The sequence below is a fragment of the Anabaena sp. CCY 0017 genome, from assembly GCF_963920885.1.
Taxonomy (GTDB): Bacteria; Cyanobacteriota; Cyanobacteriia; order Cyanobacteriales; family Nostocaceae; genus Nodularia.
The window spans coordinates 1-17,275 of the sequence record NZ_CAWUDG010000046.1 but is presented as its reverse complement, the minus strand read 5'-3'; the positions used below and the strand labels follow the sequence as shown (position 1 = coordinate 17,275).

Sequence of the window (17,275 nt, the reverse complement as noted above, 5' to 3'; positions counted from 1 at the left end):
GTTTCAAAAATGGCTTGTTTGCAGTTTTAACGATTTATGTTTGCAGTTCGCTACAAGTAGCAAGCATTAATTCTCCAGGGTAAAAACGGGTACGCCAAAATCTCCCACCTGTTTCTACGAGCCAACAGGAATAAAGGTCACTGATACGAGGCAAAAACGCATCAGTGGCATTATGAGTAATCATATTGACGGGATAGCCCAAATAGCGTTGGAAAGAAGCAACACCGCTACTGGTAATCCGTCCCGTAATTCTGTAAGTCATGTTTTGCATGATTTGAGCGCCTGTTGCACATTCACAAATGGTGTCTGGGTCTTGGGACAGTAGGATCACGGCAATACCTTCTTTTCTGCCTGTGGCGCAAGTTTCGCCGATAACTTGTGCAAAACCTTCTTTACGTAAAAGCACTGAAAGCTCATCACCAATGAACAAACTCTTGGGGTGGGATAAAGCGTTACGAATACAGGCAGTATGGGCATTAATCGCCATCAAGTAAGCATCCTGTTCGTTGCTTAATCCACTCAGGGCAAAGAATTTAATGGCTGGGGCTGGGGAAAATGTGCTGGGACGTGCGATCGCCTTTCCCAATCGAGATGCTAACAAAGCACTAACTTGACTGTGAATTTGGTTAAGTGCCTGCCGGTCAATGTCTTCAAAAGACCGCAGATTTAAACGCTCTCTGGTGCAAAACTTGACGAAATCTGGTAACGTCGGTATCTGCTGCCATTGTGGTGAAAGCCAACCCTGATCAAATGCTTGGTTATAGCGAGCCACAATATCTGAGTCTCGGATAAATATATCCAACGCTTTTACCAGTAAAGCATCAACCCGTTGTGCCAAATGAGGATTTTGGACTTTACCCATTGCGATCGCTGTTAATGCTTTGCGAATAAAATCCTTCCAAGATTCCATGCGTCGTTCCCGTTCCAACTTGTCAAACCGGCGCAAGTCTGGCGGTTCCATGAGGTTGCTACTACCACTGGAAATATCATAATATGCTCCTTGCTCCCCCAAAAGCTCAATCGCCGTTTTGAAAGTACTATGACCACCAGCAGAGATATCCATCCCCACCACGGGGATATTGTTAGCTAATGCCTCTAAAGCAAACCGCCAACCCAAAACACTCTTGCCTGAGCCGGAAGTACCTGTAATCAAAGCCCGTCCAATTTGTTGGTGAAATAAATCAACATAAATCGGCTTACCACCACGGCTGGTCAGAAATTCGACACCTTGTTGGTCAATGTCCTTGGGAACAGTGAGAGGCATGATCCCGGCAACAGTATGAGTATCCAACGTCATCCTGCGTTCACTGAGATTGCCTCCATGTAGCAACCATTTACAGGTAATTGGCAGAGTTTGGAGCCAAATTTCCCAGGCAATATTCCGCTCTCGAATTACTTTGGCAGTTTCAAAACTGTTCGCCAACAAGTTGCAAGCGTGGGTTAACTCTTGGGTGCTGTGGCGATAAACCAAAAATATCGGCGCACAGTGTAGCGCTTTCGTGCCTTGATAAAGTCGTCGTTGAGCTTCAAAGGATTCCTCTTGTTTGAGTTCTGCTCCAATATCCCTGCCCTGTCCTTTGGTGATAGCTAAACTCCGGGCTGTCTTCGATTGTTTCGCCTGACGTGCCAGATTATCTTGGATGAAAAAGTCATTGCTGCGGCTAATTTCAATCCATGCTTCTGTATCATGGACGTAGCTAGAAGCGAGGATTTTCCAAATCCACTTGAGCTGGTCTTGGGTATTAGACCAACCCACGGGGGGATCTGTTACCACCATGACTCCACACACCTTGTCCTTCCCAGTCAAGTAAACTCGGTCATGATCTCCCCGATGTTCGGGACAAGCAGAACGTCCTTGTTGTCCTTCAATCAGCAGCGTACAAATGTGCTTATCTGTGGTTACGGTTTCCGTTAATTCCAGTCCCGTTTCCGTCTCCTTCAGTGTAATTACTTGGGGAATAGGCGGGGCTGTACCTTGATTAAACCGATTCCAGCAGACTTGCCACAAATCTGTCGCATTACAAGGCGTGACCTCTAAACCAATTTTGGTATTCAGTAGCAATTCCCACTGGATGAATCCTTGCTGAAATCCTTGCAGTAACAGCTTTTTGAAAAATATTTCTTGGTAAAGGCGCTTGTTTCCTGTAATCTTTTCGACTGTCCAAGTACCAAATTGGCTGAATTTGGCAATCAATCCGCCTACAAAGTCGTTCTGTTGGTGGCTGGAATCAGCTTCACTCGTCCAAGTACAAAAAGCAATTTGGCTCCAGGTTTGGCGAGAACCTGCTGATTGAAGTTGTTCTACGCGCAATTGCTCATTGCGAAACAATACTGAAACTGGTTTGATTTGGCAATTGTCTGCGAGGGAAGTGAGTTGAGTTTGGCGAGAAATTCCTGGGGCGGAGTTTGTCCCTAAGATGGGTGACTCAGGATCATCACTATAACAGCCAGTACAAAAGGTGATTTTTTCACCGATGGGTAGTTCTTTTAAACCTTCTTCTATCGAGTGGGCAAATTCACTGACTTCATTTTCATTTAGTAGATCATGTAGTCCAGCGATGCGAAACCCAAACACGAGTTGATACTGAGATTTGCCTTTATCTAACAACAGGGCAGCTACTTCACGCTCATCCTTTTTTATCTCTGCAATACAACAGATATTTACCTCATTTTGGAAGGGCATAAATTTACTGTTGCCTCCATACTGTTTCGGTACAATCAGTGGTTTAAGTCGGATTCGCACTTGCGAGTCTTCGTAGCGCCGACGCATCCAAGGTGGTCGATATTGGGGAATTGGTGAGATGTAAATGCTGTTACCGTTGCACCATTCTGTCCCTGGTGGGTTACGCCATCGATCTAAAAATTCATGGGGTTGGTTGCCTGTTAATATCCACCAACTGACAATTAGCCAAAACGAGGTGGCGAAAAACCAACCCATACCCAAGCTGAGGAAACCATTGGTGGCAACATAGCAAACTATAATGATGGCAATCCAAGGAACTAATTGTTCTGAGGGAATTGGCCCAATGCTGGCTTGCTTACCTAGAATCCGGTTAACTTTGATGAATTCTTGATTGTCTTGTGCCATGTTTGTCTGATTCTTTGGCGTTTGTTCAATGACAATTACTTTTGAGGTGGGGGCGCAGTGCGATTTTGTCAGGTGTGTGCGATTCGGGGGCTAACATCGTGTCCGGTGAAAGACTTATCATTAAGGTTGCAGGGGAGCAGGGGGAAAGAGAATTTTGCACAGAATGATAATTAATTAGGCGGACATGATATAAATCACTATTTCGGAAGTGCGATGTCTTTGGCGGATTGAGCGATGGGCGATCGCGTAGCGTGTCCGCAGGACTTAGCGCATATTGTCCTATACTTATATACTTGCGTCACAGCTTCGGTAAACACTACGCAAATACTGGCTACAGTCAGGTATCGCGCCACAAATCAAAGAAACAGATTGAGATGGCATTGCTGACTGATAACTCGAACAGGTAAAATTAACGGCAAACAGGTGTTGTACTAGGTGATTACTCCTGTGCCGTTACCGATAAAGATGAAAGTGATTACATCGATGGCGATAACAATAGCAAAAGCCAGACCAACTTGAGTCACAATTGGTCGCCAGTCATTACCTTGCTGGGCTTGGTTGTAAGCAAATAGAGAAGCCGCCGCAACTAGCAACAAGAACGAACCTCGGATCAGGTTAAATGTCAAGCCTACAACGTTGGCATCTAGGGTGGCTGTAGAAGCACCTCCGGCTTGTGAACTTTGTTGAGCTAGATTGATGAAGAAGTTTTCCAACCCGTTTAAGAAAATAGCATGGGCTGGAGTGGCAAAGGTGTCGAGTAACGCGGTGATAGTGATGATAACCGCAACAATGTGCCAAAAACGGATTTTTCTCCCTAAGTATTTTTCTAAAATTGGTACTGTACGCATGACATAGCCAATACCCAAAAAGACTATACTGGCACATCCCAAAATCGTCACAAATATGGGTTTTGTAACCAACAAATAAATCGCCATCGCCAGACATAGTAAAATGAAGAGTAAGTCGGTGCGGTTGCTTTTTGTGGTGTTCATAATTTTAGAATAAGAATTGCGAGATGGTTGCATTTTCAATTGAGAACTTGGAAACTTCTGGTGATTCATAATTACAAATACCTGGAATAGTTCATTGATTAAAAAACCATTTTGGTAGCCCAATTCTTGCGCCATTGAGAGATGGTACTGACCTTTTAGTGAATTAATAATTTTGATTTTTTACCTCCACTAACTGTCTTTAATTTTGAATTTTGAATTTTGAATTGATTAGTTGATTGATTTAAACTTGCATTTCTGGTTTTTTGACTTTGGTTTTAGTTTGCTTCTGGCGTTGTTTTCCAGTGTCTTGCTCATCGACATCTGGAGTAGAGCGAGTTGATTGCTGGTTATTCAGTAAGGCTTCCATCTCGCGTTGGGGGATGCTGCACTGTAAAATCTCTGGAGGTTGTCCCGGCACTAAAACAGCATCCAGCACTTGTTCATCGTTGCGATTAGGGTTAAATCCTTGAAGTAGCTGTGTGCCATTGGGCAATTTGAGCATTTCAAACTCGTACTTGGTTTTACCCTTTTCCGTCCAGGTGAAGCTCGATTCGCCATTGCTGTTAAATCGCTGAGGTAGTTGTTCTTGAAATTTGTCAATTAATGCTTGAGCGCTGGCTTTGTGGGCATATTCTGCTTTCGATTGTGGCAATTTACAAATGCCAGTTTTTTCATCAGCACTCAGATTATCTTGCGCGATCGCCCATTCTCCACAAGTCCGAGTCGCCGCAAACAGTGTTTCACCTTGGGTATTTTCTAAAGCGATGGCTACCTGTTTGTTTTGTGTTTCTACCCATAAAGTTTTATTACTAGAAATGGCAATACCATCTTCGGCAGATTTCTCAAATAACTCACTAGCAACCTGAGCAAATCCCACCAAAGCATCGGCACAAGCAACTTGTTGTTGATGCCCTTGGCGTTGCTCTAAATTTTTTAAAATGTCAACTTCTGCTGGTGGTTGGCTGGTAGAATTAGGTAGAACAGTATTTTCTTCAACATCTGGCTCAACGTCAGCCTGGCTTTGTTGTGTTGCCATCTGTTTTTCTAATCGGCCAATTGCCTTTTCTAAACGGTCAAGTCGTTTGTCAAGAAGTTTCAGGTATGCTTCAATTTGGTCAAGTTGTTCGCTGACAGTGGCATCCTTATCTAATTTAAATGGCTGAGATTGGTATTTGGGGTCGAGTTTGACACCAATATTGTCTACTTTGGAGCCGATTTTGGTAGCAGCTACAGCCAATGGATTGTTTGCGGTTGGTTCTTCAGATATAGTTGGATTATTTTCAGACTTTTGAGACTGGGATGAGTCTGGATTGGCTGCTTGCAAGCGACTGGATATATGATCTACGCGGTCATTTTGTCGTTGCAGTTCTTTGAGAATGCGCTGGAGTCTTTTTGCATCAGCTTCGGCTGCTAGTTGCTCCAAAACACCCTGTCCCACTGCGATTCCTAGAGTTCCCAGTTGTCCTGCTAGTCCAACTACATTCACCCCATTTACTTCTCGTCCATTGGTGGCTGCTGTAGCACTTAAACGGGAAGCTTCGTCTAAAGGTTCTCTGGATTGGGAGTTTTTAGTTGCCGATTTATTGGTTTTCGCTCTCTCCTGAGTTTTAGCTTGTGCTTTTGGTGGGGATTTACTTTGGGTTTTTGTTGATGTTTTGGCTGAAGTTTTAGTTTGGCTGGCGCGAACAGAACTAATTGATGGCTCGTCTTCTTGATCTAAATCATCAAGTTCATCAAGTTCAGTGTTGAAATCTTCATTCAACAGGTCGTCCAATTCGTCGTCAATATCATCTAGTTCTTCATTTTCTTCATCTAAATCGAGCAAGTCATCTTCTAATTCATCATCGAGATCATCAAGTTCGGTCTCAGCAAAACCGCAGATTTCCGCAATGTTAGAAGGAGTGAAATAGTTTTCATCCTTGCTGGTGATTCCTTCCAGGTTTTTGATTAGGTATTTGCCACTGGTTCTGTGTCCAGGATCACTGGTGAGGTAGAAGCGATAGCCTCTAATCTCTTGATCATCGTCACCTCCTACGCAGAGTTCTACTGTGATGGGGGCTTTCCCTGATTCCTGGCTATAATTTTCTACACAGGTTTTAAAGTCTTCGTGAGACTGGATAGCATCATCTTGAATTGAGGATGCGATGCCTACGGCGAGCGAAGCTATCGCTTTATCCAGTGTGTTTTCAATATGGCGGAGTTTACGGCGGTCTGTGAGGTTTTCCCAGGAGCGAGTTTGAGAACTTTGTTTGCGCTTGAGTTTGGTCAGTGTTTTGGTAGCCATTGTGTACTCAAAGCTGATTGCCTTAGCAGTTAAGGTAACAAGGCTTTGTATAAGATGGCATATACCTATTGGCTATTTATCTGTTATCCAGTTGGCTATTAACGTCAGTTGCTAGTTGAGCGACAGGTAACTGGCTTGATTAGCCCTTTTTATTCTTCTTTATCGAGTAATTTGTGAAGCTTACCTGCTGCTGAGTGATACTTCTGCTTATGTTTTAGGTACTCGTACAAAGGTGGGTGCTGTAACCGTAAACTCTCGATCTGATCCTGACAAAAAGTATTATGAAGTGGATCTGCATAATTTTCTGAAAATTCCATAAAACTCCAAATTTCAAACAGCGATTTTTCTGACAAGCTATGTACAGAAGATAATCTATCCTTTGGCTCTCCATCTGTAGGAAGGCTGGATTGTTTTGCTGCTTCCTGAATATCCAAACTGGAATCGTTAACTCCGTAAAAAAATGCAGGATTAATCCGTTCATTATCTGGATTTAAAATTTCCCATAGTTGATGACGATATTGATCCATCTGAATTTGCAAAATACTTTTGTGTTCGTTCTCTGTAATCCTTTTGGAAAGCTTTAAGGATTGCTGAAGTATTCTAGCTGCCGAAATCCACTTAATCCGATCATTATTTCTATCATTCAAAAGATTAACAGTATGCTCAAAGCCTGCAATTGACTGCTCAAGAAAAAATTTAGAACGCTGTGTTTGCTTGTCTGCTATCTTCGATGACTCGTTTAAGAACACACCAAAAAGAGCAGCAAAAGTTCCTGCTATCGTCACATTGTTGAGCTTTCCTTGAAAGTAAAGAAAAAGACCACCAAGGGCTGCAAATAAAAAGAACCCTGCCAATATTCGCAATACCCATTTTATTATTCTAATCATAACAATTGATTTTAACTAATTAATTTGGTCTTATCTAATTTTTTCGGAAATCTTAAAATAAGTAGCAATAAGTATTACTATTTATTTGTTTTGTGACATAAATACTTATAAGCTGAAGTGTATATAACATTTATATTCTCATCAGAAGAAAATGCTTTTAGTTTTTGTTCAAGTGCTTTTTGATAACCATATTGTTTAATTTCTTCACAGGCAGTTCGACCAGCCAAGAGAATTGTTCTATCTAAGTCAGCTTTACCTTCTTCATTAATAACGCTTTCATCGAAACCTCTTTGGTTAACATCTGTTAGGTAGAGTTCCACAGCTTGAGTATCATTAAATGATCCACTTAAAGAATCATGGGGACAAATATACTCATCAGATAAAGCATAAATAGTTTTTAATCTTAAGCTTACTTCTTCCGCTACAGTATCTAACTCAGGGTGACTAAGTATAAGTTCTATCTGTTTCTCAATTAACTTATCCATTTGTGCCTTACTGTAGCCAGATTGTTTCGCACTACAATACGCATCAGTTTTTTTAAGGACATCCTCATTAGTAATTCTTAACCTTTTAGAGCCAGGAAACACTTTATAAAAAGCATTTAGCAAGCGAATTTTATTTTCACGACTTGAATCACTATTCATGATATACATATTGTATGGAGTCCACTTTTTGGGTTCCATAGTAATAGGATCATATACATTTATCAAATCTCCTATCCCGCAACCGGTGAAGATAAAAACAATCCCGAATACTAGTAAGCCGAGTGATAAACCGATCATTTCTTGAACTTTTTCTTTTTTCATAGCTACAGCAAAGGATGACTTCAAACTCGAAAGAATTAGTAATTACCAAACTTCAACAAGGATTACCCGCTATCACTCCCGCCTTTGGTGCAACATTAGCAGAAGCCTGTGCTGTCTGTTTAAACAATCAAGGTTATATTCAGGGGATAGAACTTACAGTCAAAGGAGAGTTTACCTCTGTTTTTAAACTATATTGGCAAGACGTAACAGAGCAAATGCTGCGCTGTTGGAACGATAGCGAATATACTACAGAACAGGCAGCCTATGGAATTGCTTTTTTAATTATACAAGAACTTACAGACTATACAGTTATCGAACGCTCTCGCAGAGGAACAGGATTTGATTATTGGTTAGGTAAAAAAGGTGATAAAAATGAACTACCATTTCAAAACGCAGTGAGGTTAGAAGTTTCTGGCATCCGTAAAGGCAACGACAGCCGAATTAAAGCTAGAATTAAACAGAAACTTGAGCAAGTCAGCCCCACAGATGGTACACTCCCAGCTTACATCGTGGTTGTTGAATTCAGTAACCCTTTAGCTTTCATAGTAAAAAAATGAGTCAGATTCAAGAGTTACATCAACAAGCTATGGATTTAGCCGAAATGGCACAAGTTGCTAAACTTAGAAATAACTTAGATTTAGCTGCTCAATTATCCCGACAAGCATTTGAAAAAGAACGATTAGCAGCAGAATTAATAGCAGGTGATTTGGCAGCAGAACCTACCCGTTCAATATTGTATCGTAGTGCTGCCACCCTAGCCATTGATTGTGGTGAAATTCAAAGTGCAGAACGTCTAATTGCTGTTGCTTTATCAGGAAATCCACCAACTGAAATTGCAGACGAACTCAAAGATTTATTTGTGCAAATGAACATTCATAAATATTTTGCCCGTCGAGGTATGGTATTTGATGAAGCTAATCTTCAGATTTTCAGTTAGGAATTAACCATGATTGATACCATCAACTCAATTCTATATTCTGACTGCGACTGTGGGTTCTATTATTTAATATCTCCTGTTTACTACTGACCGCTCCCTGGGTTGAGTACAAAGATTGCTGAGAGGATATATTAGCTGATAATCGCTTCCTCTCTAAAATCATCTCCTCTAATTCACTTGCGGCTGCTTCTGAAAGCAGAAATATCTCCTCACCCGTGTGCATATTCCCTCGACAAATCGTTCGCTTATCCTGATTCCGCACAATAAAATCACCACTAGACTGCACATAAGCTGTCCACCGTTCGCCAATTTTGAACTGCTCAATTTCATTAGTTGTAGATTGATTAGCCTGTCGCTGTGCGTAGGTAATAGCAATAGCTCCTACCAAATTTTCAAACATTTCTTTACGCCAAACATCCAGGTTGAGACTTCCAAATTGTCCAACCGTATCCACCTCAGCTTCCGATTCTGGTAATACTACCTCTGGCAAATGTATCGATTCTGGACTAACCTTGAGGATAATACTAGAACCATCTGGTTTGAGAGTAGCAGCAAATGTTGCACCAATCGGCAGCTTCGGACTATCAGGTGCAAAAGTGCCTAAATTTTTACCATCAATCTGTAATATTGGTGTCCCGTTGTAACGATAAAATTCTGGATGTGATTCAGGTAACTCAAAAATTCCTACTTCCAAAGTCACGCTATGCTTTTTCCACTGCTTACTAGCAAAGTCTTCATGGGCAAAATCATTGTATTTGATCCCCAATACCTTAATCTCATCAAACTGAAAATTCTGAAGTTGCTCACAGACTTCCTCAGTAAACAAGTTATATGCCAAAGCACCCACACCGGAATCATGACGTGATTCTGCCCAATTGTGATCGGCTGGTGGGATAATTCTTAAATCTTTGGGGATATCCAATTCATCAAAATCATTAACATTGTCACCAAATTTAACTGTTAATTTCTCAACTAATTTAGGCGATAAATCCTTGAAAGCAAATTCAATCACAGGTAATTGAGGATGAATAGTAGCATCAAATTTAATTGCTTTTTGCTCTAAAGATTGCTTCCATTTAATAGCACCTGCCCCAAAAGGAACACTCAAAACATAAGTATCTTGTGGTAATGCAGCACTGGGAAGTTGATAATCTTGCTCAAACGCAAAAGTAATTTCCATGTCTGCGGCTAATTGCAAACAGTCTTTGCGATGTCTATCTATTTCTGGACGAGTGTGTTGTGTATGCCATAGTGCCGCCGCGCCTGCAAACCTTTCTTCTGGTGTGAGAAACAATTCATCAATTTCCGCCCGATAGCTTTCGTAGAGTTTCCCTAGTTCCTCATTAAAAGCATCTCTGTCATCTCCCACCCGTTCCTTAATTTCATCTCTAGCTTCCTGAAATCTGGTTTTCAATTCTTCTGCCCATTCCAAGGCATCTACAGATAATGTCTCCTTGGGAAATAAATAGCGAAATTCATGTCTGTCTCGGCTGCGAATGCGTGTTGGTTCCCACAAGGGATTGACTACTTCTCTGGCAATGACATTAATTGAGCCGGGAGCATCCGCAGGCATAGCAAAGGAGCGATAAAGCCGTTCATCTTTTTTAAAGTCAAAAAAGTAACTGGGATGAGATTCTGACCATTGTTTCGCATTGGCTAATAAATTCGCACCATCAATTTCTGTGATGTCCTCCAGTCTTTCGGCACTTTTGGGCGAGTCTACTTCTACTTGCAGCGCCTGAAATAATCGATTGAGCAACTTTCCCTGACGGCGGGCAAATCGCTGAGGATTTTCCCCCTCATGAGGCATTGAGGACTGCACACGTCCAATGTTGGTCGCCACCAAGCCCACTTTATTTTGGTTGACCACAGCAGCAATTTGAGACAAGCTCCGGTATTTTAAGTTGCCTTCCTCATCTGTGATTTCCGTATATGCCAGCTTGGGACGTTGTTTAACTGGCTCAAATCGTCCTGGTTCACCTGCGCGCAGAGTTTCACTGGCAATGTTAGGCAGTTTACTGGCAGGACTGACCATTAATTGATCCCCGTCAAAATCGGCTTGGTGGTATTCTTCGGCATCTTTGGGGTGAATCCAAACTACGTTGCGAGTTTTTTTTAATTTTGGCTCGTGGATATTTTGGTAGAGGCGAATGTTGTCTGAGTTGACGATGGGGTAACGGGTGAGAATTACATCTCCTTCTGGTAGATGGGGTACACAAATTGTCCCACGAGTTAGGCGATCGCACGGCATAGCCATACCAGAATTATGGCTGTATCCACTCTTAATTGCTAGGTCACGCCATCGGTTAGCAATGTAATCTGTCGCAAATTTCCAAAATTTGGGGGTTTCAATCAATTGCCCATATTTATCGCTGCGGAGTAGAGAAATCCAGCGCGATTCCTGTGCTTGGTTATTAGTGTTACCTTCAATTTGGTCAACAGCTTCTTCTGATTGCTCTGGTTGCGCTCGCTGTTGTTTGTCATATTCTTGAATAATGTATTTTGCCAATTCCAAGGGATGACTCTGCAATTGGGCTAGTTCTCTAGCCTTGTTCTCAGTAGGTGGACTTAAATCTTGTTTGACTGCGGCTTCTGAGTACCAAATGGTGAATTGCCAACTATTATCGTAGCTGGTAGCTTTGGCATTACCTCGATTACCAATCACCGCTTGAGGAAATTCATAGTCACCACAAGGAATTAAACTTTTTAGATGCGATTTTTTAATGCCTTTAATTGAGGAACGATCCATAATGATGTCGTAGCCCTCAGCATCAGTCAACTGGGCATCAGGTAAGAAAGTGCCTTTAGACAAAAAGCTGCTTTTTGGACATTGCGAGTCATCAGCGTTAGCCCAACATTTCATCCAGGCAAACCGAAATTGCAGCGGACAATTGCGTTCTCCCCCTAGTTGTTTGGCGAGTCGAGGAGAAATTTTACCATGACAGTCTCCGGTTTTGTAGTCAGCGTATTGTGGATCTTTAAAGTCCACGATTTTTACGCGTAACCCTGTAAATGTTTCTGCGGCTTTGTAGCAATTACTGACTAATAAAGAACCATAGCGACAAGCAGTATCCGGTTCTGTAGCGAATAATCGTCTAATTTTCTTTCGCAGTGAATCATCAGCAAAGTAATAATTATTGCCAGAATTAAAAGCTAACTTACGTGGGATGCCATCTGCAAATGTTCTGTTTTTTAACTGATTCGCATCTGGAGTTTTACCATCAATTTTCACCAATAGTAGAGATGGTAAATCTTCGGCGGGAAACATCTGTTCTAGCAAGGAATTTTTGACAATCTCTGGTTCAGATAAATATCTGCCCTTGCCGTTATTATAAGACCCATCAAAGATAGGTATGCTCAGACCAGAACCTTCTAAGACTCTAGTAGTCAGATCCATTGCCAAATTTGTGAGCGCTTGCCTAGAAAGCGTGAGATTATTTGTTTAGTCAACAGGATTTTTCGCAGCCGCAGACATCGTAAATTGCTGTACTCTTTTTTAACTTGCTATAAAATCAGCTTATACGCAATTATCCAAGTGGATATTTTTACAACTTGGTTAAAAACGGTTTTCTATTCCCAATGTAGCTAGAGGACTCCCGTCACATCCGCAAGGGTTGATGGTGAGATGAATGGCCACCAGTGTAAAACTGAGAGCAGCGAATCATTGTTTTGAGTCACATTGCGACCGATGCGACCGAAAACGAGAGTGATCACAGTAAATACCTAGAGTGCCTATCTCTGAGGCATTAGAGAATTATTCTCATGAAAAATTGGCAGCACAAGCTTTGTTTTCTACCAACCAAGAATAAAAACCAGAAATAATTTTTCAAGTGGTTTGTGCGTCGTTGATAATCAAATAAGAGGAGTATGGACTGATTAACTCATCAGCAACAAGCTGTTTGTCCAGGTAAGTAAACTGTGAAAATACTGCCTTGTCCCGTAATAGATGAAACCAAGATAATTCCCTGATGGGCTGTTATGATTTGACGTGACAAATATAATCCTAAACCGTTTCCTCGACGCTGATGCTTGCCTTGTCGAAAGCGCTCAAATAAGTGTAATTGTTCTGCGTGATTCATGCCAATGCCCGTGTCTTCTACTTCAATTGTTACCCCTTTACAAGTGGAATTGAGACGAATTTTTACCGAACCAGTATCAGTGAAGCGAATAGCGTTACCAATTAAGTTAGTCAGCAGTCGGCGGAGTTCCAAGCGATCGCCTCTTATTCTCACCGCAGATGTTTCAATACCCTCTGCCAATACAGCTTGCAGAGTTAATTGTTTGATTTCAGCCAAAGTCATGAGTTCCTGTACTACCTGCTGACACAACTCCCACAAATCAACCACAAAGAAATCCAAAGTTTTGCATCCAGCTTCATACTGATAAACTTCTAACAAAGTATCGACCATTGACAACAAAGTTTGGTTACTCTGAGCCATGTGTTCTAAAGATTCCTTCATTGCTGATAAAGTATCACCAAAAACACCTCTTTGTAACAAGTTCAGGCATTGGTCAGCTGCTATCAACGGAGTTCGTAAGTCGTGAGTCAAGTGGGTGACAAAATCCTCGCGTCGTTGACAAAGAAGTAGCTGTTCGTCCATGCTGTGTTTTAGTCTCAGCAAGGCTCTGACTCTGGCTAGTAATTCATCCTTACCTACTGGTTTGCGAATAAATTCATCAGCACCTGCATCTAAACCTTTGACAACATTTGATTTTTCCGAGCCTGTTACCAGTAAAATTGGAATGAAAGGTATATTTGAGTTTCGCTTAATTTCTTGTGTGACTTCATAGCCATCCATATCCGGCATCAACACATCTAATATTACTAAGTCGGGAGGAGATTTGGTAATTTGCATTAATGCTTCCGCACCACTCTCGGCAACGGTGACGTTATATCCCTTCAACTTCAAGGTGATTTGCAGTAAGCGGAGACTGTCGGCTGAGTCATCCACTAGCAAAATACTGGGTTTTCTGGCTTCTAAAGTTGTATCGCAAGAGAATGTATTCATTAAACGCCTCTGTGAAACAATACCCTTGTCAGACGAGGAGAAAGCAGTAATTCAGCTAAATTTCGGGGCAAAAGTGGGATTTTCATTGCCATGCTGACCACAAAATCGTGTTGCTTCCCTTTGTTTTGTAGTTAATTCGCTTATGACTTGCAGCTAAAATTGTCAGTTAGGCAAAAGTTACATCCTCCTATGGGCGTGGTTGCAGACATAGGTTAGTATAAGTTGTGTAGACTTTAGTTTAACCCCAGTAGTTTTATATTGTTTTAATACTTTGGGAAGATTTTTTACAGCAGTTTTTAGGTTAAGAACATTGAAATGTGGCTTTGGATCTCAATAGCTACATTTTGGCTGAATAGCTCAAAATTTTCGTCCAATGGAGTAATCCGTTGTTTTTAACCATATTCGACAATGAAAAAAGTTTAATTACCAAGCTGTGAATTATGGGAAATATCCGAGTCGTAATTATTGAAGACCACAACTTAACGCGAATTGGGATGCGTAGTTCTCTCAACGAGCAAGAAGGTATTCAAGTTGTAGGTGATGAAGCTACAGCTAAAAATGGGTTGAAACTGCTGCAAAGTACGAAACCAGATATAGCGATTGTGGATATTGGCTTACCGGATCAAGACGGGATATCGCTGGTGCAGCAGTTTCGTAAATCTCTAGAGTCAGAATTAGCCGCACAGACTAAAGTAATTATGCTGACTTCCTTTGCCCAAGATCAAACCGTCCTGGCAGCGTTTGCAGCTGGTGCAGACTCCTATTGTGTGAAAACGATTAAATTTGAGTTATTGCTAGAGGCGTTATATGTGACTTATGAAGGTCAGTCGTGGATTGATCCGGCGATCGCTCGAATTATTCTCAAGCATACTCGTCAATCGGCTATGGTTCAACCAAATGCTGCTCAAACAGTGACTATCTCTGCTATCGACCCAGAGCAAGCAACTATTCTGGAAGCAGACCCACTCACAGATCGGGAACTGCAAGTATTGGAGTTAATTGTCCAAGGCTATACGAATCAAGAGATTGCCAATAAACTTTATATCAGCTTGGGAACTGTGAAAGTATATGTGCGGGGTGTGTTGAACAAACTTTGTGCAAGCGATCGCACTCAGGCAGCTGTCTTGGCATTACGAGCTGGTTTACTGAATTGAAGTCGTTCTTTGATTTCAAATGGTTGTGTTATTTAAGCCGTGCTGTAATTAAAGAATTGCTTCAATAATAGAAGCTTGCGTTGTGTACAGCGATTTTCCGCTACCACTCTCTAAATCAAAATAAGTCGCAAATCGCCGTAATTTTCCCGTTGTCAACTGTAACAAATAATCAAACGCCTCAGATGCAACTCGCTGGTTAATACTCAAAGACTGACTGTTGATTAAAGCTAGTTGTTCACAGGACAAGTTGTTGTCTGCCAACTCTTCTGGTTGTGCAATTAATAGCTCAGGTTGCTGTATGCTTGGGGCTGGTAAACGCAAGCAGCCCAAGGTTGCAAAATGGTAGTCATTGGGATTGGTTGATAGGTGCGAACCTAACAATACTTGACCACTACGCTGGGAGTTACCGCAATCCAAATGCCAAATATCAGGGGTAGGACGATGATTGTTGTACTGAAGGACTTGAGCAAATTTCCTATCAAATGTGTCCGAAGAAATTCAAGACATTATCGAGATAGATGACAGTAGTCCGCTACTAACCTCTATATCTGCACCATTGCTTGCAACTTCAAATGTCATCCTCATAGACAGCTCCATCGAGATTAGCCCCCTCGAAATTGGCTCCTTCCAAGACGGCTTCTGCCATATTGACTCCTTGCAAGTCAGCATTCCTAAAGTTGGTTTTAATGAGACCAGCACCGAGCAAAGAAGCATTTCTGAGATTAGCCCCCTCGAAATTGGCTCCACTCAAATCGACTTCCGACAAGGATGCATTTCGCAAATCTGCTCTTTCGAGAATAGCACCTCTAAGATAGCCGTAATCGAAAGTAGTATCCCTCAGAATAGCACCTCTGAGATTAGATCCACTCAAGTCAGCGGAGTGCAAGGTAGCGAGCCACAAATTGGCTTCACTCAGGTTAACTCCTCTCAAATTAGCACCATACAAATTGCTTCCTCTCAAATTGGCTCTACTCAAATTGGCTCCGCTCAAATCAATTTCCCTCAAATTCGTGTCAGCCAACTGAATCTCGGTGAAATCTCTCTCCCCGGCAGCGTATCGCTGCAACAATTCCTCAGCAGTTATACTCATCTATATACCTCGGTATTAACCAACACATATAAAGATAACCTACTAAATCTATTCGACCCCACCTTCAACATCACCCTCCAAATCACCGACCTCCCCACAGGACAACTAGCCGAAGCCCAAATCACCCAATTCGACTCCTTTGGCTCTAGCAAAGATACCATTTCCAGCATAAAGGTACTCTAGTCCACTGCTGGTGTGTGTTGGCAGAGATGAAGTTGTGACAATTTTGTAACCAATAATACTTTCAATCAATGGGTTTATTGAGGATTTCCTGCACAAGCATAGCAACGCTTTTCTGATTGCCGATAGGCATAAGGTCAGAGACAGGATAGGTTGAACGTCTGTATCTTTTGTGCAGTTTTAAAAGCTGCTGGCGAACATCTTTACGATATTTGTGTGATTTATTTATGGTGAAATGGTTAGTGAAAACACTGGAAATAAACAAATTCCAAGCTTGGTTAATAGATACACTATTGGCAGCAGGTGGTTCATTTACTCCCCAGCACACTTGTCCAGAACTGTAGATATTGGGTAACGGCACATGAAAAGCTGGTGCTTGAGGAGTAAATTCTTTGTCTTTAATTGCCCAAACCCAATACTTGAATTTTTTGCCTGCAAACACCATTGCAGGTAGAGTAACCGTTAAATCACCGAGTTGGTCGCAGTTAATTGTATAAATGGCAGGTGGGATAAATTTTACTAAATATGTGTCTGTACTGCCCGTACCCCAGCGCACAATTCCTGGTTCCATCCAGCCTGTATCAATTGGTTCATGGCTGAAGGCAGTTCTCAAAGCTGCGGGCGAGATAAATTTGTACACATGGGCATCGGGATTTTCTTGATCTCGGTGGTGTAAAATGTAAATGCCATCCAAAAATAGCAGTTCTGCGGAAATGGCGGGAGATTTTCGGGGAGGATCTGTTAAAATCGCTCGTAAAATCTCGCCAGAGATAACTGCGGTACAATTAGTCTTAATTGGGAGCAACGCGATTTTGTGAGTTTGGACAAAAAACAAGCGATCGCTAATA

Annotated in this window: 14 protein-coding genes; 3 read left to right on the top strand and 11 right to left on the bottom strand. The window is 41.8% G+C overall.

What is annotated here, in order from left to right:
* Nucleotides 1-34 precede the first annotated feature (34 nt).
* The 5 genes from ACM0OW_RS24875 to ACM0OW_RS24855 all read right to left on the bottom strand — a co-directional run bounded on the left by ACM0OW_RS24875 (nucleotide 35) and on the right by ACM0OW_RS24855 (nucleotide 8,057).
* Nucleotides 35-3,088: a hypothetical protein gene (locus ACM0OW_RS24875; protein ID WP_414553277.1), complete on the bottom strand. Its 3,054-nt coding sequence runs from the start codon at nucleotides 3,086-3,088 to the stop codon at nucleotides 35-37.
* A gap of 431 nt (nucleotides 3,089-3,519) precedes the next feature.
* Complete coding sequence (locus tag ACM0OW_RS24870; protein WP_414553275.1) at nucleotides 3,520-4,080, bottom strand: hypothetical protein; 561 nt, start codon at nucleotides 4,078-4,080, stop codon at nucleotides 3,520-3,522.
* A 241-nt stretch (nucleotides 4,081-4,321) separates the two neighbouring features.
* Entirely contained in the window at nucleotides 4,322-6,364 is a 2,043-nt protein-coding gene (locus ACM0OW_RS24865; protein ID WP_414553273.1) for a hypothetical protein, read from the bottom strand.
* A 149-nt stretch (nucleotides 6,365-6,513) separates the two neighbouring features.
* Complete coding sequence (locus ACM0OW_RS24860; RefSeq protein ID WP_414553272.1) at nucleotides 6,514-7,251, bottom strand: hypothetical protein; 738 nt, start codon at nucleotides 7,249-7,251, stop codon at nucleotides 6,514-6,516.
* A gap of 77 nt (nucleotides 7,252-7,328) precedes the next feature.
* Entirely contained in the window at nucleotides 7,329-8,057 is a 729-nt protein-coding gene (locus ACM0OW_RS24855) for a hypothetical protein (protein ID WP_414553270.1), read from the bottom strand.
* A 14-nt stretch (nucleotides 8,058-8,071) separates the two neighbouring features.
* On the opposite strand from ACM0OW_RS24855, the gene ACM0OW_RS24850 reads away from it, so the two are divergent.
* Nucleotides 8,072-8,614: a hypothetical protein gene (locus ACM0OW_RS24850; protein WP_414553268.1), complete on the top strand. Its 543-nt coding sequence runs from the start codon at nucleotides 8,072-8,074 to the stop codon at nucleotides 8,612-8,614.
* Entirely contained in the window at nucleotides 8,611-8,994 is a 384-nt protein-coding gene (locus tag ACM0OW_RS24845) for a hypothetical protein (RefSeq protein ID WP_414553266.1), read from the top strand. The genes ACM0OW_RS24850 and ACM0OW_RS24845 overlap by 4 nt, the downstream gene beginning before the upstream one ends.
* Before the next feature lie 22 nt (nucleotides 8,995-9,016).
* Here the strand turns inward: ACM0OW_RS24845 and ACM0OW_RS24840 are convergent, their stop codons facing one another.
* Together ACM0OW_RS24840 and ACM0OW_RS24835 are read right to left on the bottom strand one after the other, a co-directional pair.
* The gene (locus ACM0OW_RS24840) at nucleotides 9,017-12,391 is read right to left on the bottom strand and encodes a hypothetical protein (protein ID WP_414553264.1); all 3,375 of its coding nucleotides are present in this window, start codon (nucleotides 12,389-12,391) and stop codon (nucleotides 9,017-9,019) included.
* A 487-nt stretch (nucleotides 12,392-12,878) separates the two neighbouring features.
* On the bottom strand, nucleotides 12,879-14,003 hold the full coding sequence (locus ACM0OW_RS24835; protein ID WP_414553263.1) for a sensor histidine kinase: 1,125 nt from the start codon (nucleotides 14,001-14,003) through the stop codon (nucleotides 12,879-12,881).
* Nucleotides 14,004-14,443: 440 nt separating this feature from the next.
* Between ACM0OW_RS24835 and ACM0OW_RS24830 the strand changes: the two genes are divergently transcribed.
* Nucleotides 14,444-15,157 (top strand): response regulator, encoded by a 714-nt coding sequence (locus tag ACM0OW_RS24830; RefSeq protein WP_414553261.1) that lies wholly within the window; start codon nucleotides 14,444-14,446, stop codon nucleotides 15,155-15,157.
* Between the two features lie 48 nt (nucleotides 15,158-15,205).
* On the opposite strand, the gene ACM0OW_RS24825 is transcribed toward ACM0OW_RS24830, so the two are convergent.
* The 4 genes from ACM0OW_RS24825 to ACM0OW_RS24810 form a co-directional block, all read right to left on the bottom strand.
* Nucleotides 15,206-15,538, bottom strand: coding sequence for a hypothetical protein (locus ACM0OW_RS24825; RefSeq protein ID WP_414553259.1), 333 nt, complete (start codon nucleotides 15,536-15,538; stop codon nucleotides 15,206-15,208).
* Nucleotides 15,539-15,725: 187 nt separating this feature from the next.
* A complete protein-coding gene (locus tag ACM0OW_RS24820) occupies nucleotides 15,726-16,247 on the bottom strand; it encodes a pentapeptide repeat-containing protein (RefSeq protein ID WP_414553257.1) in 522 nt (173 codons plus the stop codon).
* Between the two features lie 105 nt (nucleotides 16,248-16,352).
* A complete protein-coding gene (locus ACM0OW_RS24815; protein ID WP_414553256.1) occupies nucleotides 16,353-16,499 on the bottom strand; it encodes a hypothetical protein in 147 nt (48 codons plus the stop codon).
* Nucleotides 16,492-17,275: hypothetical protein (locus ACM0OW_RS24810; protein WP_414553254.1), on the bottom strand; the 784-nt coding region annotated here is incomplete at its 5' end. The genes ACM0OW_RS24815 and ACM0OW_RS24810, both read right to left, overlap by 8 nt.